Raw genomic sequence first — 19260 nt, 5'->3', positions numbered from 1 at the left:
CTCAAACTGTTACCGATAAAAATCGGCGCCAGGTTACGGGCCGATCTTCGTTAAGGACGGCCGGGGATGCTGGCGTCCGGGCGCGTCCTCCGGCACGGCTCGCGGCGAACCGCAAGGCTCGCGGCGATCCGCACGCATGGCCGCGCCGAGCCCGAGCACAGCCGGCCCGCCCTCAGCGCGGGCAGGGGTGTCTCAGGCGCGGCGGGGGCGTGCCGTGGCGGCCCTGGGGGCAGGGCGTGAGGTCCGATGACGGTGTCGCGGTCGTTCAGGGTGTCGCGGGCGTTCAGCGGGTGCCGTAGTAGCGCTTCAAGCCGAGGAAGTCCCCCCGGCCCAGGGTGCGCCAGTGGAACTCGCAGGCGCCGACGGCCGGGAACATCGTGAGGTTGCGGTGAGCGGCGCCGTCGACGTGGGCGAGCCCCATGTGGTGCAGGTTCTCGTGGGCGGCGACGCCGACCGCGTCATAGGTGTCGCCGCGGCAGCGCCCGCTGCCGGTCGTCCAGGTCACTCCGCTGGCGTTGAGGGCGACGTCGCCCTCGATCACCTTGCCCCTGCGGAACCACTTGCAGGTGAGGCCGAGCATGGCCTCGCCCTGGTCGAAGCGCATCCAGCCGCGGACGTTGCGCCCGTCGGCCAGGCCGCACGCTCCGCTGGATATGACTCCGGGCGGACGCCAGGTGTGCCCCATCAGGGACTGGCGGACGGCGATCCGGCCCAGGCGGCAGTTGTTGCGTCCTTCCACGGCGATGCGGACCCCCAAGGTGAACGCCCTCTTCTGCTGCGCGACGCTCAGTCTCCGCACCCGGCCGTCGCCCGGGTAGTACCACCATTTCAGCACCGCGCGGCCGCGGCGTGCCGACGGGAGCGGGGCACCGTCGCGTCGGTAGGCGGCGTCCTTGCACGCCGGGATGGGCGCGACGGCCGGAGCCGGGGTGCCGGGAGCGGGCGAGGCGGCCACGGCGCGGACCGTCTCCGGCTCGCGGGCCGCCGGCCCGCCGGAGGCGTCCAGCGGACCGCCGGGCGCGTCCCTCGGGCCGCCGGGCTCCTGGTCGGACACGACGACCAGCTTCCTGGCGAGGTCCACCCGCACGACCAGCGTCCGCATGCTCTCCCCGGGGGCGGTGCCGAGGCTGGACGCCGCCACCGAGGAGCCGTCGGCGGGCACCACGGCGCCCAGGCCGTTCGGCCCCTCCAGCAGCGCGGACCGCGGGTCGCACCTGGTCATGTCGATGACGTAGGGCATGCGGGCGACCCGCAGCGTCTCCCTCGGGCACGGTTCGGCGGCGATCCTCGACCCGCGCGTACCCGGCTCCGTCCCCGCCGCGGCCGGTGGGTCCGGCGCGCGGCTCGGCGTCGCCCGGTCCGCCGGCGCGGGCGCGCGTTCCGCCGGACCCGCCGTGACCAGGGCGCCGAGCGCCGCCAGCGCCGCCAGGCCCATCGCGATCGTGCGCCCGTGGGCGCCCGCCCGGCGGTGCCGTGTGCTGTCCATGCTCACCCCGCATTGCTCTTGGCCAGGACGACCAGCCGTTGCCTGTCGGAGCCCGGCGGATGGCACGTGACGAGCGTGAGCGACCGGGTGCGCGGTGCGGCGTCCGGCTGGAACGGGACCGGCGCGAGCACCGAGCGCCGTCGCGGCGACATGATCGTCTTCCGGTACACCCGGTAGGTGTGCCGCCGCGCCCCCTCCGCCAGCACGAGCCGGTCACCGTCGCGCAACCGGTGCAGCAGCCGGAACGGCGCCGAATGCGTCGTGCGGTGGCCGAGCAGCACCACGTTCCCGATCGCGCCGGGGCGCGCCGTCCCCGGGTAATGGCCCACCCCGAGGGCGAGCACGCGCGGCGACACGCCTTCCCTGACGCGCAGCCGCTTGTGCAGGCGCGGAATGACGAGAAACGTCGTCGCGGAGCGGCGGCCGGGGCCGCGCGCCAGGGCCGTCGCGGGTTTGGCGGACGCGGCGGGCGTCTCCGTCGTCGCGGGTGCCGGTGGTGCCGTGGGCGGGGCCGCTTTCGCGGCAGCCGTCGGCGCGCCGGGCGCGAGCGCCGTGCCGAGCGCGCCGGCGAGCGCCGCCGCGATGCCGAATCTGACGAACCAGTGAGCAGACAATTCCACTTCCAGCCGAGGATGCGGGAAACATGGGCGCCACACTCCGGCCATTCGGGTCGCCGGCCGCGGGGTGCGTTTCCACTAGCCTGAAACGGGTTGCCGGCTCGGACGCACCACCGGAATCCGGCGGCCGGTGAACAATCGCCGGGCCTGTCGCCCGTGGTCATACCCACCTTCCACGCCGGGGCGGCCGTATTGGTGTCTTGTTGGCCGACTGATTGCCGGGCGCGGGAGAGAGGATGACGCCGGGACTGTTTCCGGTCGCGGCGCGGAGGGACGCGGAGTGGACGGCTTCGAACGTGATCGGCTGAGCCGCTTCGGCTGGGCGCGTAAACCGCCGAACCGGATGACGATCGAAGAACTCGGACAAGCCCTGACATTCCTGGAATCCTGCGATATGACCGACGACCCGCTCGCCCACGCGCTCGCCGCCGAGCTGGCCAGGCGCATGGCCGCCAGGGTCCTGTGGAACGGCAACGGGCACACGACCGCCCTGGGCTGAGAAGAACCACGGGACGTCGAGCGCATGGTCCGGCGCGCGGCCCGGCGCGCGATGGCGCCGGTTCGGTTCGTCGAGTCATCTGGCTGATCCCGGCCTGTGCGGATGAGTCCGAGTGCGCCCATGTGCCGGTGTCGGCCTGATCAGGTGGGGGATGCGCGATTGTCGCGCCGGAATGTCGGTGGCGGCATAAGCCGGGATTCGAGAAAATCATCGCCTGTGCCCGCCGGGGTGCGCGCGTATGTCTGGTGTCGGAAGAGAAGCCGCGCTCATCCGTGTTGCGGTCCCGATGGCGGTTGCGGCGTTTTTCGGGGACTTCGAAAAGGCGCGTCACCGCGGTTCGCGCGGGGTGCGAAAAGGACGCGCCGGGACATCGGTCGTCTTGATCAAGAGAACGGTCGATCTTGTTAAAGAAATCAGGTGGCCAGGTGTACTTCGCCGCTCCGGTGTCATCCTGATTCACGGGCCCGCCGAAAGGAAACGGGCACCGGCCGGGCGGTGTTCGGATACCGCTTTTTACGGCCTCATTCATCGTTCTTGGACGTCACTCGCCAGTGAGTTCTTGTCTTTGAAGGGATGCGTGAGATGGGAGCCCAGGGGCTGAGTGCGAAGACCGTTCCGCAGCGAACCGGGGGGACGGTTCCCGCGACGGCGGCGCTTTCGACGGAGGAAGTCGACACCAGTGTCGCCGCCGTTCCAGCCGTTTCTCGATCCGCCCGCGGCGGACCGCGAAAAAGCGTTTTCTTCTCTTTCCTCCTGCCCGCGGTGGACGGGGCGGCGATGACGCTCGCGGCCCTGTCGGCAGGGGCCGCGCGGCCTGTCGCGGCATTCGGGGCGGCCGCCGTGACGGTCGCCTCGTGCGGCCTTTCCGGGGGCCTTTACCAGCGTCGCCGAGTGCTTTCTCTGGTGGACGACCTGCGGGCGATGCTGATTCCCGCGCTCGTCGCCGGAATGTTGGCCGCCCTGGCTTTCCTGGGCAGTCCGTGGACACCTTTTCCCGACACCTGTGCGCTCGGCCTGTGGGTCGCTCTCCTGTTCTGCGTGACATCGCTGGCGGGCCGGTCCCTGTGTTACGCGGCGGTGCGGGCGTGGCGCAGACGACGGATTTCCGCGCCGTCCGCCCTCGTCATAGGAAGCGGGCCGTTCACCAGCCATGTGCTGGACGTGCTGCAACGACACGCCGAGTTCGGCCTGAAGCCGGTGGGGCAGATCGTGTGCTACGGATCGGTGCCGCAGGCGGAGGGACGCGCCCCTGTCCTCGGCGGTCTGCTCGATCTGCGTCGCGTCATAGGAACGCACGGCGTCACCACCGCGGTCATCGTCGCCGAGGAGGTGCCGCGCCGTCACATCGAGGTCGTGGCCCGGGTCTGCGGGGCGCTGGGGTGCGAGGTGCTCCTCGTGCCCTCGACCGTGGAACTGATCTCCGGTGTCGGGACGCGCGCGGAGCATCTGCGCGGGATCCCGTGCGTGGCGATTCCGCACCGTCCCCACGGACTCCCCTCGTGGTCCGCCAAGCGCGCCTTCGACGTCCTCGTCGCCGCTCTGGCCCTCGCCGCCGTCTGGCCGCTCATGGTCGCCTGCGCGATCGCGGTGCGGATCGAGGGCGGCCCTGGGGTGCTGTTCCGGCAGCGCCGGGTGGGCGTCGGGGGCCGGACCTTCATGGTGCTGAAGTTCCGCACGCTCAAGCCCGCCGACGAGAAGGAGTCCGACACGCGCTGGAGCGTCGACGGCGACGACCGCATGGGGCCGGTCGGGCGGTTCCTCCGGCGCTCCTCCCTGGACGAGCTGCCGCAACTGTGGAACGTGCTACGCGGCGACATGAGCCTCGTCGGGCCGCGCCCCGAGCGCCCGCACTTCGTCCAGCGGTTCTCGGACGAGTACAGCGGCTACGCGATGCGGCACCGCGTGCCGGTCGGCATCACCGGCTGGTCCCAGATCCACGGGCTCCGCGGCAACACCTCGATCGAACTGCGCGCCAGGTACGACAACCACTACATCGACAACTGGTCCTTCTGGGGCGACCTGAAGATCCTGCTGCTGACCCTGCAGGCCGTGGTGAAGGCGCCGTGATGAGGACGGCGCTCGTTCCGCCCGCGCTCATCGCCGTCACGGTGGTGTGCGTGTGCCTGCCCCGGGGGCCGGCCGACCTGGACGCGACGGTGCAGGTGACCCCGGCCGACGTGGCCAGCGCCGTGCTCGTCGCGGTGGCCGCCCTGGCGGCGGTGCTGGGACGGCGCAGGCTGCCCCCGCGCGCGCTCGTCGCGTTCGGTCCGCTGATCGTCGCGCTCGGCGTGACGACGATCCTGTCGACGGACATCGCGGTGAGCCTGGTGGGGGCGGCCCGGTTCCTGCAGGTCTTCGCGTTGGTCCCGCTGGCCGTGATGCTGGCCGTCCGGGAGCGTCGCGACCTGGTGCTGGTGTGCGGGGCCGTGCTGGCGGCCGGGCTGTTCGAGGCGGTGTACGGGATCGTCCAGGCGGCCACGGGCACGGGCGCCTCCTACGGGGGGCGCGGCGTGCGGGCCGTCGGGACGTTCGGCGCGATGGACGTCATGGCCTTGGCGTCCGTCGTCAGTTACGGGCTCGTCGTCGCCCTGGCGTTCCTGCTGACCTCACCGTCCAGGCGGCGGTCCGGTGCGCTCACCGCCTTCCTGTGGTGCGCGTTCGGCGTTCTGGCGGTGGCGCTCGCCCTGTCGCTGAGCCGGGGCAACTGGATCGCGGTGGGGGCGGCCCTGACGGTGATGGTGGTGCTGTACAGCCGGATGCTGGCACTACGCGTCGCGGTCTGCGCGAGCGCGGTCGCGGTCGTCATGGTCGGAGGGCTGGGGATCGCGTCGGGGACCCTCGTCGAACGCGCCCGGTCCATCACCGAGACGACGAGCACGCCCGACCAGTCGGTGGTGGACCGCTACAGCCTGTGGAGCACGGCCGCCGGCATCTGGCAGGACCACCCGGCGGCGGGGGTGGGGGTCAAGAACTTCTCCGCCTACCGCGACACCTACGCGCCGCTCCAGCTGTCGGCGGCCAGCGACACCGCCGACTCGGTCAACGGCTTCGTCCGTCAACCGCTGCTGTCCCCGCACAACGAGTACCTGCTGATCCTCAGCGAGCAGGGGCTGCTGGGGTTCACCGGGTTCGCGGTGCTGCTGGCGACCCTGCTGTGGGGGCTGCTGCATCCGCCGGGCGGCTCGCTCAAGCGCGCGCGCAGGGACCCATTGTGGCTGGTCGCGGCCGGGTTCATGACGGCGCTGCTGTTCAACTTCCTGTACGGAGACCTGGGAGGGCCCACGTCCGTGCTGACTTCGGTGATGATCGGGCTGACCGCCGTGATCGCCCTCGGCCCGCCGTGGGCGGACGGCGCTGCCGGACTTCAGAGAACACGCCTGCGGGGATCGGGATCCGGGAGTTCCGGCGGCCCGGCCGTCGGGTCCGCGCCGCGAGGCGGCCGCCGCACGCCTGGAGGCGCCGATGACGGCCGTTGACGCCGCACCCGCACGCGGGGTGTCGGTCGGGCGCGCGACGGCCGTCTCCGGCCTTCTCATCGGCACGGGCACGGTGCTGGGGTTCCTGCGCGACCTGACCATGGCGCACCAGTTCGGGGCCACCAGCGGCACCGACGCGTTCCTGGTCGGCTGGACGATCCCCGAGACGGTGTCGCCGCTGCTCATCGAGGACGCCATGGCGCTGGCGGTGGTGCCCGCCATCAGCCACGCCCTGCATCGGCACGGCGGCGTGCGGCCGCTGGTGGCCGCCGCGCTGCCCCGTCTGACCGCCCTGCTGGCCCTGACGGCCCTGCTGACCGCCGTGGCGGCGCCGTACCTGGTCAGCGTGCTCGCGCCCGGCCTGAGCGACGCCACCGACGCCGTGCGCTGCGTACGGCTCACGTCGCTGACCATCCTGACGTTCGGCATCGCCGGCTTCATGGGCGCGACCCTGCGGGCGCACCACTGCTTCGGCCCGCCGGCGGCGATCTACGCCGCGTACAACGTGGGCATCCTGGCGATGATCGGGGCGTTCCACGAGCCGCTGGGCGTCACCAGCGCGGCCCTGGGGGTCGCGTTCGGCAGCCTGCTCATGGTCGCGGTGGTGGCGCCGATCTTCGCGCGCTGCGTGACGCCGGCCCGCGCCTCCGCCCGGACGGAGCGGGGCGAGGCGGGGAGCCGGGCGGCCTTCGTGGGGCTGGCCGCTCTGGCGCCCATCGTCATCTGGAGCCTGACCCGCCAGGCCCAGACGCTGGTGGAGCGTTTCCTTGGGTCGTCCCTGGCCGAGGGCTCGATCTCCTACCTCAACTACGCCCAGAAGGTGGCGCAGGTGCCGGCGATGCTGTCACTGCTTCTGGTGACGGTGACGTTCCCCCGGCTGGCGCGGGCGTCGGCCGACGGCGACCTGGGGCAGATACGCCGGCGCATGGAAATGGACGTGGTCGGGGTGGGCGCCATGGTGCTCTGCGCGACGGCGTTCCTGATCGCGTTCGCGCCTTCGGTCATCTCGATCCTGTTCCAGCACGGCCGCTTCACCAAGGACGACACCGACACCACCGCGCTCATCATGCGCGTCTACTCGCTGGGCCTCCTGGGGCAGGCGATGGTCGGTGTGGCCGGACGCGGGTTCTTCGCCCATCGCACGCCGCGCTGGTACCCGGTCCTGTGCGTCGCCATCGGACTGGTGGTCACCGCGATCGTGGGTGTAGCGACCCTGGGTGTCTTCGGGGTGGGCGGTCTCGCGGCGGCCAACGCCCTGGGCATCAGCGTCGCGGCCGTCCTGCTGTTCGTGGGCCTGCGTTCGCGCGTGGCACCGCTGTCCTTGCGCCGTACCGGAAAGGACCTCGTCACGCTGCTGTTCGCGGCCGTGCTCGCCGCAGCCGTCGGGTGCCTCCTGCAAGAGGGGCTCGCGAAGGAAATGCCCCCCGTCCTCCTGCTGGCGCTGGGAGGGGTCGTCCTGCTCGCGGTTTTCGGTACGGCGCTGCTGGTGGCGTGCGCGTACCGGGGGTTCACCACCCCGGCGCGGGGGGCGGCCACAGGAGAAGGAACGAGCCCGTTGGAGTTCTACTTCCCCTTCGTCGTTCGGGCCACCAGTCGTGTCGTCAGTCGTTTTGATCGGGGGGGAGTCCGGTGATCCAAGGGCAGCCGGTGGGGCGAGAGCAGCCAGTGGAACAGCAGCCGGTGCGGCCGCAGCAGCCGGCGGAACAACAGCAGCCGGCGGAGAAGCCGCGCACCAGGATGCCGTGGATCCTGATGTACCACTCGGTGGGCCGCACGGACGACGACCCGCACCTGATCACGGTGTCACCGGCGCAGTTCACGCGTCAGATGCGCTGGCTCAAGTCGCGGGGGCTGCGCGGGGTGAGCATGCGCGAGCTGCGGCGCGCCGAGAGCGACGGGGGCCTCCGGGGGCTGGTGGGCCTGACATTCGACGACGGCTATGCCGACTTCGCGGTACGGGCGGTCCCCACGTTGCTGCGGTTCGGTTTCACCGCGACCGTCTTCGTGGTCGCCGACCGCATCGGGTCCTACAACACCTGGGACGAGGGGCCGTGCAAGCCCCTGATGACGGCCGACCAGATCTGCCAGGTGCGCGCCATGGGCATGGAGGTCGCCTCACACGGGCTGCGGCACGTCTCCCTCCCCGACGCCGACGACGACGAACTGTGCACCGAGCTGCGCCGTAGCCGCGCCGTCCTGGAAGAGGTCATCGAAGAACCGGTGACCGGGTTCGCCTACCCGTACGGGCACGTGGGCCCCCGTGAGATCGACGCGGTACGCGCCGCCGGTTACGACTACGGGTGCGCGATCTGGTCCGACACCTACGACGTGCACGCCCTGGCCCGCACCTACATCGGCGAACGGGACCACGGCCTGCGCATGCGCGTGAAGGTCGTGCGCCACCAGCTGCGGTGGAGGACGCGGATATGACCCGGGTCCTGCACATCATCACCGGGCTGGGACGCGGCGGCGCCGAGCAGCAGCTCCTGGACCTGATACGGCACATGTCCGGGCTGGTCGACAACGAGGTCGCGGTGCTGTCCCGGCCCGGTCCCGTCGCCGTCGCGCTGCGCGAGCACGGCGTGCCCGTGCATGCGGTCGGCATGCGCGGCAACCGGGACCTGTCCGCCCTGCCCAGGCTCGCACGGCTCATCCGCGCCGGGGGCTACGACGTCGTCCACACCCATCTCTACAGGGCATGCGTGTTCGGACGCATCGCCGCGCGCATCGCGGGAGTGCGGACGATCATCGCCACCGAGCACTCCCTGGGGCACGGGCACATCGAGGGCCGCTCCACCACGGCCGCGGTGCGGATGCTGTACACCGCGACCGAACGCCTGGGCACGACCACCGTCGCGGTGTCCCCGACAGTGGCCGAACGTCTGCGCGGCTGGGGCGTGCCTCCCGACCGCGTCACGGTGATCCCGAACGGCATCGACGCGGAGGCGTTCGCCTTCCACGCCGAGCGGCGCGCACGTGTACGCGCGCGGCTCGGCCTCGACCCGAACGCCTTCGTCTTCGGCGCGGTGGGGCGGCTGGTCCCGACCAAACGCTTCGACCTCCTCATCCAGGCGTTCGCACACCTCGACGACGGGCTGCTCCTGATCGTGGGGGACGGCCCCCAGCGCGCGGCACTCCATCGCCTCGCGGACAGCAGCGGCGTGGCGGCGCGGACGATGTTCGCGGGGGAGTCGGGCGACGTGCCCGACGTGCTCTCCGCCATCGACGTGCTGGCCGCCCCCTCCGAGCAGGAGACGTTCGGCCTCTCCGTCATCGAGGGCCTCGCCGCAGGGCTCCCGGTCCTCTACACGGCCTGTCCGGCCCTGGACGACCTGCCGCCGGGGATGGTCCCGGCCCAGGCCCGGCATGTGCCCACCGGACTGGTGGCCTGGCGGGCGGCACTGACCCGTTGCCTGCTCCAAAGCCCCACGCGGTGGCCCCCACCCGAAGCCGTGCAGCACTACGACATCCGTGTTCACGCGAAGACGCTTGCCGAACTGTATGAGAGCCACCGCCACCGCCCGGCCAAGGGGGCCCGGGCGGCATGGCCTGCCGTGGCACCGCGACAGTACGAAAGGGCGGAGCATGCCGGACTCTAAGTCCATCAACAGCGAACGACCCGAATCCAAGCCGTCCCGGGTGAAGGCACCCCTGGCGCTGGTGACGCGGAAGAAGTCACCACGCCGGGGTGGCGAGCGCTCGTTGCGGCCCCGGCCGAAGCGGTCCGGTCAGCGGCCAGGCGTCTGGCGGTTCGCCCGCCACCTTGTGTCGCGGGTGGTGCTGTTCGTGTTCGTCGTCCTGCTGGGGGCCTTGGGCGGCCTCGCCTACGCGCTGCTCACGACCCCGGTCTACAAGGCGACCTCCCACGTCATCGTGGTGACCGGACAGAAGGGGTCCGACCAGCTCGCCGTCAACTTCGCCCAGGCGTACGGGAGGCTCGCCGCCCAACGGCAGACCCTCGCATGGGCCGTCAGCCCCCCGGTTCCCCAGGGGGCGAACCCGACCAAGCACGTCCAGGCGTCCACGTCGCCCGACACGCCCCTCATCCAGCTCACCGGCTCGGCGCGCACCGCCGACGGCGCCGTGGCCTACGCCAACGCCGCCGCCGACGCCCTGGTCCGCTACAGCGCGGTCCGCTCCGAGGAGACCGGCGTCCACGCCGCCCTCATGAGCGCGGCGGACCGTCCCTCCGCGCCCGCCTCGCCCAACTTGGTGCTGAGCCTGGCGATCGGAACGGCCACAGGCATCCTCCTGGCCGGGCTGCTGGCCACCGTCGCCTCCGGCATCCGAGGGCAGTTCCGCGAGTACCGGCGCCTCCACCCGGAACAGTTCCAGCCGCCGGCCGAACCGGCCGGACCGGCCGAACCGGCCGAAACGCGCGAAGAGCCCGTGCGGCAACGCACCCGCCCGCGACGACGGAACGGGCGGCCCCAGGGGAAAGGGGCCGTGCCCAAGAAACTGGCCGCGCGCTGACGCGCCATCACGCCATGACCCACATGTCTTCGGGGGGCAGACATGACCAGCCAACAAGAACCGATCCGCGTTCTGCACGTGTCCCAGCCGACAGACGGCGGCGTCGCGGTCTACGTCACCCAGGCGTGCCGGGACCAGATGCGCCGTGGCTGGGAGGTCGCCGTTGCATGCCCCGCGGAGGGAACGCTGCCGGGCAATCTGCGCATCCACGGCGTCCCGCACATCGCGTGGACCGCCGGGCGCGCACCGGGGCCGAAGACACTGGCCGAGTCACGGCAGTTGCACGACATCATCGGACGCTACCGGCCGCACATCGTCCACCTGCACTCGTCCAAGGCCGGGCTGGCGGGCCGCATGCGCACGGTGCACGGAACACCGCTCATCTTCCAGCCGCATGGGTGGTCGTGGCTGGCGGCGCGCGGCGCACAGCGCACGGCCAGCATCAGGTGGGAACGGTTCGCGGCACGTCGTGCCAAGGCGGTCATCTGCGTGGGCGAGGGGGAGCTTCAGCAGGGGCAGCAGGCCGGGGTGGACGCGCCCTACGCGCTCGTCCGCAACGGCGTGGATCTGCGCCGGTTCCAGCAGGCCGACTCGTCCGCACGGTTCGCGGCACGCAGGCTCCTGGGCGTACCCGCCGAGAAGCCGCTGGCGGTCTGCATCGGCCGTGTCACACGGCAGAAGGGCCAGGACGTCCTAGCCGCCGCGTGGCCCCGTGTCAGGGAACGCTGCCCTGACGCCCAACTGGTGATGGTCGGTGACGGCGACATGCTGCGCCGTGTGCGCGTCTACGCCACCGACGGCATACGGTTCGTCCCACCGGTCGCCGACCCCCGCCCATGGCTGGTCGCCGCCGACGTGGTGACGATGCCGTCGCGCTGGGAAGGACTGCCGCTCGCCGCCCTGGAGGCATTGGCCATCGGCCGTCCCGTGGTCGGCACGGACATCCCAGGGCTCACCGAGGTCGTCACCCCGGACGTGGGGGCGCTCGTGCCCATGGACGACCCGGCGGCGCTGGGCGCCGAGGTCGCACGCAGGCTGCTCTTCCCGGAACTCGCCGAGATCGAGGGAAAGGCGGCCGCCCAGCGCGCCGCCGGATTCGACGCCATGCGGACCTTCGCCCAGCTGGCCGTCATCACACAGGACCTCGCCACCGCCGCGTACCCGGTGGCAGGCGCGCCCGGGACCGCCTACGGGCGTGAACCCGTCGCTCAGCCGGTGACCCGCCCCGCCTCCGCCAGACCTCTGGCGGAGGCGGGGCCGGGCGTGGGTGCGGACTGATGGCGTCAAGGCGACCGCGACACGTTCGGCGAGACGGCCGGCGACGCCGCGGCGGTGCGGAACGGGCTCAGCCAGCCGGCGGCCCTGCCGAACAGCGAACGGTAGACCTCGGACGACCGCGGGTTGTCGGAGCAGCGCCACACCCCGTGCGGGCAGTAGTCGGAGATCGTCTGGTACTCCGCCCTGTGCCGGGTTATCCAGTCGAACATGTCCCGGATGTAGTCCGGATTATCGGAATTCCGGAACAGTCCCCATTCGGGAAAGGAGATCTTCTTGCCGTGCGCGCGGGCGAAGTCGACATGGGCCTGCAGACCGTAGGGTTCCTTGACGAACTCGTCGAAGTCCTTGCCGACGGGCTGGTCGTAGACGTCCATGCCGATGATGTCGACCACGTCGTCGCCCGGATAGCACTCGGGCCAGGCGATGGCGTCCATGCCCCGGCTGGGCGTGAAGTCGAACTGGAAACGCGCCCCCTTCACCGAGCGCATGGCCGCGACGATGCGCCGCCAGTAGATCTTCCACATCTCCGGGTTCGGGGCGCATCGGCCGGTGTAGGTGATGCCGTTCATCTCCCACCCCAGCACGATGATCGTGTCCGCCGCCTCGGCGTCGACGAGCCGTTCGGCGAGCCGGACGAAATGCGTGTCGAACGCGCCCGTCGCCCCGCCGCGCAGCAGCGCCGAGACGACGTTGTCGGGCAGCGGCACCTCATTGGGCGCCAGCATGGGAACGTTCACGACGAGCTTCCGCCGCGGATCGGCCGCGCGCCATTCTCCCCACGACCTGACCAGGTTGCCCGGACCCTCGATTCCCGCCCAGGTCTCTCCGGGCAGATACGTGTGGCCCACGGTGACCGGCGCGTCGAGCCATTGCTCGAATTCGGCGAGCCGTTCCACCCCGGCGGCGCCCGACCCGACGAACGCGCCCAGTGGAACGGCGGGGCCCTGCGGAGCGGCCGGGCTTTCCGGAACGGCCGGGCTTTCCGGACGGGGCGAGCCGCTCGCGACGGTCGAGGCCGCCGCGACGTCCGAGCCTCCCGGTACGGCCGAACTGCCCGGAGCGGCCGGATCCAGCGACACCGAGGCCCCGGTGCGAACGGCGGAGCCACCTATCTCGAAACGCATTCCCGCCATCGTCACGGCCCAGACCGCGGCGGCCATCGCCGCGGCGAGCAGGCCCCGGCCGAGCCGCCGCCGGAAGCGATCGCGGGAACGCGGGAAAGGGCCGTCGTCATGGCGGGCTATCCCGAAACTCATAGCTGGGTTATGCCCTTTGTCTCCCCGCCGCGAGCAATGAAATCGCCAAGCCTTCGTCGGACCGCTTATTTGGGAGTGAATATGCGGCTGGATGTCAAGTGTCCGGTTGTCGGCCTTATGGGGCGGTGCCGATGAGCCGCCACGACCCCGTCGACGCCGAGTTCGACACCGAACTTCCCGTCCTGGTGCTGCGGACGGACGCCAACATGTTCCACCACGGCACCGTGGGGGTGATCCGCTCGCTCGGCCGCGCCGGCGTGCCGGTGCACGCCGTCCTGGAGAGCGGCGCCGTCCCCGCCGCCGCGTCCCGCTACCTGCGGCGACGGCACCGCTGGGGCCCGCCCGCCCCCGACGGCGCCCCGGCCGCGCTGGTCGCGCACCTGAACCGGATCGGGCGGCGGATCGGACGGCCCGCGCTGCTGGTCCCGATGGACGACGGCGGCGCGATATTCATCGCCGAGAACTCCGCCGCGCTCGCCGAACGATTCGTCTTCCCCCGGCAGGAAGGGGGGCTGCCCCGGACGCTGGCGAACAAGTCCACGCTGGCCGACAGATGCGCCGAGGCCGGCGTCGCCTACCCGGAGATCCGCCTTCCGCTGTCCGGCCAGGACGTCGACGAGGCGATCAAACAATGGGGCCTGCCGGTCATCGGAAAATGGGCGAAGCCGTGGCGCCTCGGCCCGGGGCAGCGCAGCACCTCCGTTCTCCGGACGCCCGAGGACGCCCATGCGCTCTTCGCCGCGGCAGCGGACCGGCCCGCCGCCGGGCCGCTGATCCTGCAGCGCGGAATCGTCTCGCCGCAGGCGGCGGACTGGTTCTTCCACGGATACTTCGACGACGCCTCCCGGTGCCTGTTCGCCGGAACCGGACGCAAAAGACTGGCCTGCCCACCGGGGGCCGGGCAGACCGTGGTCGGGGAATGGCTGCCCAATCCCGAACTGGAGGAGATCGGGCGCACCCTGGGACGCGTCCTCGGCTACCGCGGCGTGGTCGACCTGGACTTCCGTCTGGTGCCCGAGTCCGGCACCTACTTCCTGCTCGACTTCAACCCGCGGCTCGGCGCCCAGTTCCGGTTGTTCACCGACCGGCGCGGCCTGGACCTGGTGCGCGTCATGCACCTGGACCTGTCCGGCCGGCCGGTCCCGTTCGTCCGGCCCCATTACGGCCGCACCATGGTGGTCGAGAACCATTACCTGCGGCCGTCGGTGCTGAGGGCCGCCGGCGGCATGTCCAGAACGCGCCTGCTGGGAACCGCGGAGGAGTATGCCTGGCTGGCGGGTGATGATCTCAAGCCATTTCTGCTCATGGGGGCGCAAAGCGTCATCCGGGGGGCGGAAAAAATCGCCGCGCCGAGGCTTTCCGGGGCACGACGGGGTAGGAGCGCGGCGTCCGAGGGAACGAAGAGAACGGTCAGCGCCTGACCCGCCGGGCGCCGCCGGAAGTCGGCAAGGAAATCGGGGGAGAACATGTACGACTCGGTCATCGACGTGCTCGTCGTCGGCGCCGGTCCCTATGGCCTGTCCGTGGGAGCCTACGCGCGTCACGTGGGGCTGAGAGTGCGCGTCATCGGCACTCCCATGGACTTCTGGCGCAACAACATGCCGACGGGAATGTTCCTGAAGTCCGAACCGTTCGCCTCCAGCCTGGGCAGCCCCGTCCCCGGCCTGTCGTTCCGCGAGTACAACGGCGGCTGGCCGGAGGGGCTGCCCATCCCCATCCACACCTTCATCAGCTACGGCCAGTGGTTCGCCGAGCACGCCGCCCCCGAACCCGAGCCGTCGCAGGTGCTGCGCGTCGAGGGCGAGCCCGGCCGCGTCTACACGGTGACGCTGTCCACCGGCGAGGAGGTCCGGACCCGCACCGTGGTGCTGGCCGTGGGCGTCGGCCCGTTCGCCCACGTTCCCCGCCAACTGGCGTCGTTGCCCACGTCACTGGTCACGCACAGCGTCGTCCACCGCGAGTTCGACCGGTTCGCCGACAAGGAGGTCATCGTCGTGGGGGCGGGGCAGTCCGCCCTCGAGACCGCCGTGCTGCTCGCCGACTGCGGGGCCCGCCCCGTCGTGCTGGCGCGCACGCCGCAACTGGAGTGGAACGCCCTGCCCGGCAAGACCAGCAGCCCCCTGCAGACACTGCTGCACGGCCCCCAGTCGGGGCTGGGGCGCGGCTGGCGCACATGGGTGTGGTCGGAGCACCCGCAGACCGTCCGGTACCTGCCGACGCGCACCCGGCAGCACATCGTGAAGAACACCCTGGGCCCCGCGGGGGCCTGGTGGCTCCGCGACCGCATGGACAGCCGCGTGGGACGGATGCTGGGACGCCGCGTGGTCAACGCCGCCCCGCACGGCGACGGCCAGGTGCGCCTGATCGTCGAAGACCGGCGCGGCGACCGCACCGAGGTGCGCGCCGACCACGTCATCGCCGCCACCGGATACGTCCCCGACGTCGACCGGATCTCCGTCCTTCCCCCGGACCTGCGCCGCAGGCTGCGCCGCACCCTCCTTTCCCCCGCGCTGGACGCCAACTTCCAGTCGTCGCTGCCCGGCCTGTACTTCGCGGGCCTGACCGCCGCCGCCACGTTCGGCCCGGTCATGCGCTTCGTCCACGGCGCCGACTTCGCGGCCCGCCGCATCGTCGGCCACCTGTCCGAGACGATGGGCACGGGCACCGCCCAGCAGGACATGATCGCCTATCCCCACGAAGCCACCATGCCCCGCTGACCGCCGCGCAGGGGCTCCTGCCACAGGGGCCCCTGCGCGCACAACCCCGCCTAAAGCCCCCGCTGGTACGAATTACCTGTCGGACGCTCCACAATTTTGTGGACCATCATGCCGGGGTCGGATAACCGCGGCGGCTGACATTGGCCGCGTCTCCAAAATCGTGCGGAGCAATGCCGGGACGGGGTTGTAGTGTCGAGGCATGGCAGGAAGTCGAGATCAGCTGCGGCAGACATGGGAACGAGCACGTGACGATCTTCATAAGAGGCTCCGGATGACACCGATGCAGTCGGCCGACCGTAGGGCCCTGGCGCGCGCCTTCGATGTCTACCACGCCACCCTGGTGGCATGGCTGACATGCGAGTATCCCACGCTGCGAGATATGTCGGACATTCCCGGCCTGACGCACTCCGAGTGGAAACCCTCACCGGGCGGCGTCGCGTCATGACCGACCCTGGCCCACAGCGCCCCGCGTTTTCGTCCACCCGACGCTTTCACCCGCCGAGACCTTCCGCGAAAAGACGTTCCACCACCCCCCGGCCGAAGGCGAAACGCATCTTCCGTCGACCGAGAGGCCGCCCTGCCGCCCCCGCCGCGACATTCTCCAGCGCCATACAGATATAGCGCGATACCGCCAAGGCGAATTGTGCGTCACCCGCCTACCGGTCCTGGTGCCGCACTCGCCCCCGGCGGCGCCGACCACGGCCAGGCGACGTCCACGACGACGCCGCCCGCGCACCCCGACCCACCCGCCGTTGGCCCTGCAGGCGTCCGCCTCACACAGCACCGGCCCTGCGACTATCTGATCAATGCGGCACTGGCCGTGCCGCCGATGTGGGTCCCTGCGTCTGGATCCCCGGACGAATACGGTCTGCCGGCTCCGCCTGAACGGCCTGCGGCGTGCTCTCCAGACGGCGACCGTTCCCGCACGCCGCGCCCCCACCTGGTGGACGATCAGTTGCCGCGTCGGCCGCGTAAGCGGACCGCCCGTAATGCCAGGCCGCACACTCGGCCGCCGCGCGGTCGCCACCTCGACCCCGCTGCGGGAACCGACGGGGCCTTCAGGTGATGTACGCACGGTGTTCGCGATTGACGGCGACGGTGGCGTGGGCCGGGCGCGGGCACGTCGTGCGAGCTGCCGGGGCGGCGCCGCGAGTCTCCGATGCCGAACAGACGAGCAGGTCGTCGTGTTGCAGGTGGCCGGCAAGGACGAGATTCAGGCGGATATCAGGAAATTCCGGACGATGCGCCGATGGTGCCGTCCGCCGCCGTCCTTGAAGTCGGCTACCTGGAAGAACGCATCATGTTTATCAGTCATGTACGTGATGGGCGGGTTCCGGCGTGGAAACTTTTTGGGTGCGGGAGTGTCGCTTTACTTCGGTTGAAACTTCGCGTCGGCAGGCTAGGTCGTGCTGGCGCCCCCAGACGTTGGGAGCGTTGTCCGTGAGGCGCTCGGCGTCTTTTCGTGACAGACGGAGGAGAGGCAACATGTTCAAGAAGACTTTCGCGGCCGCGAGCTTGGTCGTCGGTGCCGCCGCCGGCGCTCTGCTGCTGTCTTCGCCCGCTCAGGCCGACGGTCGTGGTGAGGTCCCCCACGTCATCAACGTGTACAACACGAACACGAACACGAACACCAACAACAACGACAACAAGAACATGGCCACGGTCCACATCCCCAACCCGCTGGCATGGCTGCTCTGATCGGGTATTACGGGACGTAGCGCAGCGTTGCGATTATGACGGCCCCGGCCCGGTGGTGGCACCAAGGTCGGCGAGCGCCGGTCAACTGCTTGACCCAGGGATGCCGGAACGCCTTGCGTTCCGGCATCCCTTGTCATTTGTCGGGCGGGCTGCCCGGTGCCGGGCCGGCGACCCGATCAGGGGCGTGGTCGAGCGAACGCGGCGCACGGGGGACGGCAGCCACGACGCCACATGGCGTTCAGCCGGATACAGGGCTCATCATGCGATGCCAAGGAAAAAGGTCCGGGCGCTTGCGTCCGCGAGGCTCGTCCGGGAGCGGCGGGTGCCGCGGGCTGCGGCTTCCCGTTGCGTTCAGGAGCTCAGGTGGCGGGCGGCGAGATGCGCGCAACTGTTCGGTGAGCCGGCGACCGGCGGGCGCGTCGGATGTGCGTCCGGACGGTTTCCGGGAGTCGCGTCGGCGGCGCGATACGAGGTTGGTCGTCCGTCATATGAGGCGTTGGCGGTGATCAGTCGGGCTATGTCCAGTTTGCTGGAATGAGCGTTGCTTGCCGCGAGGTTCATGCCTTCAATTTATGATTCACTCTGACCGGTTTTTCGTGCTCTTTCTTCGTCCTTTGCATTGCGGGTCATACTCTTGATCGCGACGGTGGACATCGGTGCTCTCCAAATCGTGATCCCGCGAATGAAGAGAGCGTCCCCATCAAACAACTTGTCCACGACAGGTGAAGGAGAAGCGCGATGCTGAAGAAGGCGACGGCTGCGGCTGGCCTGGTGATCGGTGCGGCGGCGGGGGCTCTGCTCCTGAGCTCGCCCGCGCACGCCAGCGGCCGGGGCGACAACCCGGACGTCAACGCCCAGCAGCAGAAGCAGGCGACGACCGTGACCGCCAACAACGTCAACAAGAACACGCTGACCAACACCAACTCCAACGTGGCGAAGGCCGAGGCCGAGGCCAAGCTCCTGGACATCCTCTGATCCAGGTCACGAGGAGTTATCAGCCGATTTGATCCATCCGGTCGCGGCAACGCGCGGCCGGCATGATCGACGGGCTGAGCGGGGGTGCTGGGACGGCAACGTCCCAGCACCCTTTCCGTATGCGCGGACGAATGAAATCGGCCGCCGTCTCGAATGAGCATGACTCCGGCCGGGTGCCGCCCCGGGAGGCCATCGGAAGCACGCCCGCTTCCGCGCCAGTGCCCTAGGGCGGATGCAGGTGAACGACGCCGCGGCTGTGCATGCGAAAGAAATGCGGCGAGCGCGCCGGCCGCCACGGCCCATCCCGTCCCGGGAAGGCCGGGAAACGAACGCGAAGCCGCCGGTCGAGAACGATGGTCTCACACCGGCCGGCCGAGCCGTCCGTGTGGACGGCGGAGGAGGGGAAGCGGCGGTTGACCGTTCTGTCGCCTTCCTCGTGGCATTCCGCTTTGCCGCGGTCGAGCCACCGGTCCCCGTTCGCCGGAGTCGCCGCCGTCGCGACCGTAAAACGCCCAACCGTTTCGAGTAAACGATGTATTTGATCGACAAATATGTCTGAGATGAGCTGTGGGAACGATGCTAGCTTCGGGTCGGCGGACTCACCGGAATCGCCCATCGACCACTCGGCCGGGCTCGGTCAACCGGGCGGCCCGTTGCGGCTTCCGTCTCTTCAGGGCGGTCCCGCCGAGCCTTTCCGGGAGACGGACGGAGCGGGTCGATGTCGAATAACCAGATAGCCGTGCGGCGGTCAGCGGGACACGCCGCGAGTAAATCGAGAATGACGT

At 70.6% G+C, this 19260-nt stretch carries 15 protein-coding genes; 12 read left to right on the top strand and 3 right to left on the bottom strand.

The window, feature by feature from the left end:
• Positions 1 to 283: 283 nt before the first annotated feature.
• Positions 284 to 1486, bottom strand: a complete 1203-nt coding sequence (locus tag ABZ801_RS29430) for a hypothetical protein (protein WP_344954719.1) — start codon at positions 1484 to 1486, stop codon at positions 284 to 286.
• Between the two features lie 2 nt (positions 1487 to 1488).
• Positions 1489 to 2151, bottom strand: coding sequence for a class E sortase (locus tag ABZ801_RS29425; RefSeq protein WP_344954721.1), 663 nt, complete (start codon positions 2149 to 2151; stop codon positions 1489 to 1491).
• Positions 2152 to 2383: 232 nt separating this feature from the next.
• Here ABZ801_RS29425 and ABZ801_RS29420 point away from each other — a divergent pair, with 232 nt between their 5' ends.
• From ABZ801_RS29420 to ABZ801_RS29385, 8 genes are all read left to right on the top strand, one after another.
• Positions 2384 to 2602, top strand: a complete 219-nt coding sequence (locus ABZ801_RS29420) for a hypothetical protein (protein ID WP_344954722.1) — start codon at positions 2384 to 2386, stop codon at positions 2600 to 2602.
• Between the two features lie 582 nt (positions 2603 to 3184).
• On the top strand, positions 3185 to 4669 hold the full coding sequence (locus ABZ801_RS29415) for a sugar transferase (RefSeq protein ID WP_360703813.1): 1485 nt from the start codon (positions 3185 to 3187) through the stop codon (positions 4667 to 4669).
• Positions 4669 to 6078, top strand: coding sequence for an O-antigen ligase family protein (locus ABZ801_RS29410; protein WP_344954726.1), 1410 nt, complete (start codon positions 4669 to 4671; stop codon positions 6076 to 6078). The genes ABZ801_RS29415 and ABZ801_RS29410 overlap by 1 nt, the downstream gene beginning before the upstream one ends.
• The gene (locus ABZ801_RS29405; RefSeq protein WP_360703810.1) at positions 6065 to 7711 is read left to right on the top strand and encodes a lipid II flippase MurJ; all 1647 of its coding nucleotides are present in this window, start codon (positions 6065 to 6067) and stop codon (positions 7709 to 7711) included. Before ABZ801_RS29410 ends, ABZ801_RS29405 begins: the two co-directional genes overlap by 14 nt.
• Positions 7708 to 8508: a polysaccharide deacetylase family protein gene (locus ABZ801_RS29400; RefSeq protein ID WP_344954730.1), complete on the top strand. Its 801-nt coding sequence runs from the start codon at positions 7708 to 7710 to the stop codon at positions 8506 to 8508. The genes ABZ801_RS29405 and ABZ801_RS29400 overlap by 4 nt, the downstream gene beginning before the upstream one ends.
• Positions 8505 to 9677 carry a glycosyltransferase gene (locus tag ABZ801_RS29395; protein WP_344954732.1) on the top strand — a complete coding sequence of 391 codons (1173 nt, stop codon included), beginning with the start codon at positions 8505 to 8507 and terminating at the stop codon, positions 9675 to 9677. The genes ABZ801_RS29400 and ABZ801_RS29395 overlap by 4 nt, the downstream gene beginning before the upstream one ends.
• Positions 9664 to 10551, top strand: coding sequence for a Wzz/FepE/Etk N-terminal domain-containing protein (locus tag ABZ801_RS29390; RefSeq protein ID WP_344954734.1), 888 nt, complete (start codon positions 9664 to 9666; stop codon positions 10549 to 10551). The genes ABZ801_RS29395 and ABZ801_RS29390 overlap by 14 nt, the downstream gene beginning before the upstream one ends.
• 42 nt (positions 10552 to 10593) lie before the next feature.
• A complete protein-coding gene (locus ABZ801_RS29385) occupies positions 10594 to 11829 on the top strand; it encodes a glycosyltransferase (protein ID WP_344954735.1) in 1236 nt (411 codons plus the stop codon).
• A 5-nt stretch (positions 11830 to 11834) separates the two neighbouring features.
• On the opposite strand, the gene ABZ801_RS29380 is transcribed toward ABZ801_RS29385, so the two are convergent.
• Entirely contained in the window at positions 11835 to 13085 is a 1251-nt protein-coding gene (locus tag ABZ801_RS29380; protein WP_360703805.1) for a glycosyl hydrolase, read from the bottom strand.
• Positions 13086 to 13216: 131 nt separating this feature from the next.
• On the opposite strand from ABZ801_RS29380, the gene ABZ801_RS29375 reads away from it, so the two are divergent.
• The 4 genes from ABZ801_RS29375 (at position 13217) to ABZ801_RS29360 (ending at position 18475) form a co-directional block, all read left to right on the top strand.
• Positions 13217 to 14506 (top strand): ATP-grasp domain-containing protein, encoded by a 1290-nt coding sequence (locus ABZ801_RS29375; RefSeq protein WP_360703802.1) that lies wholly within the window; start codon positions 13217 to 13219, stop codon positions 14504 to 14506.
• A 45-nt stretch (positions 14507 to 14551) separates the two neighbouring features.
• Complete coding sequence (locus ABZ801_RS29370; RefSeq protein WP_344954741.1) at positions 14552 to 15802, top strand: NAD(P)-binding domain-containing protein; 1251 nt, start codon at positions 14552 to 14554, stop codon at positions 15800 to 15802.
• Between the two features lie 1485 nt (positions 15803 to 17287).
• The gene (locus ABZ801_RS29365; protein ID WP_360703799.1) at positions 17288 to 17500 is read left to right on the top strand and encodes a hypothetical protein; all 213 of its coding nucleotides are present in this window, start codon (positions 17288 to 17290) and stop codon (positions 17498 to 17500) included.
• 738 nt (positions 17501 to 18238) lie between these two features.
• Complete coding sequence (locus tag ABZ801_RS29360; RefSeq protein WP_360703796.1) at positions 18239 to 18475, top strand: hypothetical protein; 237 nt, start codon at positions 18239 to 18241, stop codon at positions 18473 to 18475.
• The last annotated feature ends 785 nt before the right edge of the window (positions 18476 to 19260 follow it).

It is taken from the genome of Actinomadura sp. NPDC047616, assembly GCF_040642915.1.
GTDB classification, from domain to species: Bacteria; Actinomycetota; Actinomycetes; order Streptosporangiales; family Streptosporangiaceae; genus Spirillospora; species Spirillospora miaoliensis.
The sequence above is the reverse complement of the archived record's forward strand: the minus strand, read 5'-3'. Positions and strand labels throughout refer to the sequence as shown.

Bases quoted from the DNA above. Each gene is read 5' to 3' on its own strand.
- ABZ801_RS29430 (WP_344954719.1), bottom strand. From the start codon at position 1,486: ATGGACAGCACACGGCACCGCCGGGCGGGCGCCCACGGGCGCACGATC.
- ABZ801_RS29425 (WP_344954721.1), bottom strand. From the start codon at position 2,151: ATGGCCGGAGTGTGGCGCCCATGTTTCCCGCATCCTCGGCTGGAAGTG.
- ABZ801_RS29415 (WP_360703813.1), top strand. From the start codon at position 3,185: ATGGGAGCCCAGGGGCTGAGTGCGAAGACCGTTCCGCAGCGAACCGGG.
- ABZ801_RS29410 (WP_344954726.1), top strand. From the start codon at position 4,669: ATGAGGACGGCGCTCGTTCCGCCCGCGCTCATCGCCGTCACGGTGGTG.
- ABZ801_RS29405 (WP_360703810.1), top strand. From the start codon at position 6,065: ATGACGGCCGTTGACGCCGCACCCGCACGCGGGGTGTCGGTCGGGCGC.
- ABZ801_RS29395 (WP_344954732.1), top strand. From the start codon at position 8,505: ATGACCCGGGTCCTGCACATCATCACCGGGCTGGGACGCGGCGGCGCC.
- ABZ801_RS29390 (WP_344954734.1), top strand. From the start codon at position 9,664: ATGCCGGACTCTAAGTCCATCAACAGCGAACGACCCGAATCCAAGCCG.
- ABZ801_RS29385 (WP_344954735.1), top strand. From the start codon at position 10,594: ATGACCAGCCAACAAGAACCGATCCGCGTTCTGCACGTGTCCCAGCCG.
- ABZ801_RS29380 (WP_360703805.1), bottom strand. From the start codon at position 13,085: ATGAGTTTCGGGATAGCCCGCCATGACGACGGCCCTTTCCCGCGTTCC.
- ABZ801_RS29375 (WP_360703802.1), top strand. From the start codon at position 13,217: ATGAGCCGCCACGACCCCGTCGACGCCGAGTTCGACACCGAACTTCCC.
- ABZ801_RS29370 (WP_344954741.1), top strand. From the start codon at position 14,552: ATGTACGACTCGGTCATCGACGTGCTCGTCGTCGGCGCCGGTCCCTAT.
- ABZ801_RS29365 (WP_360703799.1), top strand. From the start codon at position 17,288: ATGTTCAAGAAGACTTTCGCGGCCGCGAGCTTGGTCGTCGGTGCCGCC.
- ABZ801_RS29360 (WP_360703796.1), top strand. From the start codon at position 18,239: ATGCTGAAGAAGGCGACGGCTGCGGCTGGCCTGGTGATCGGTGCGGCG.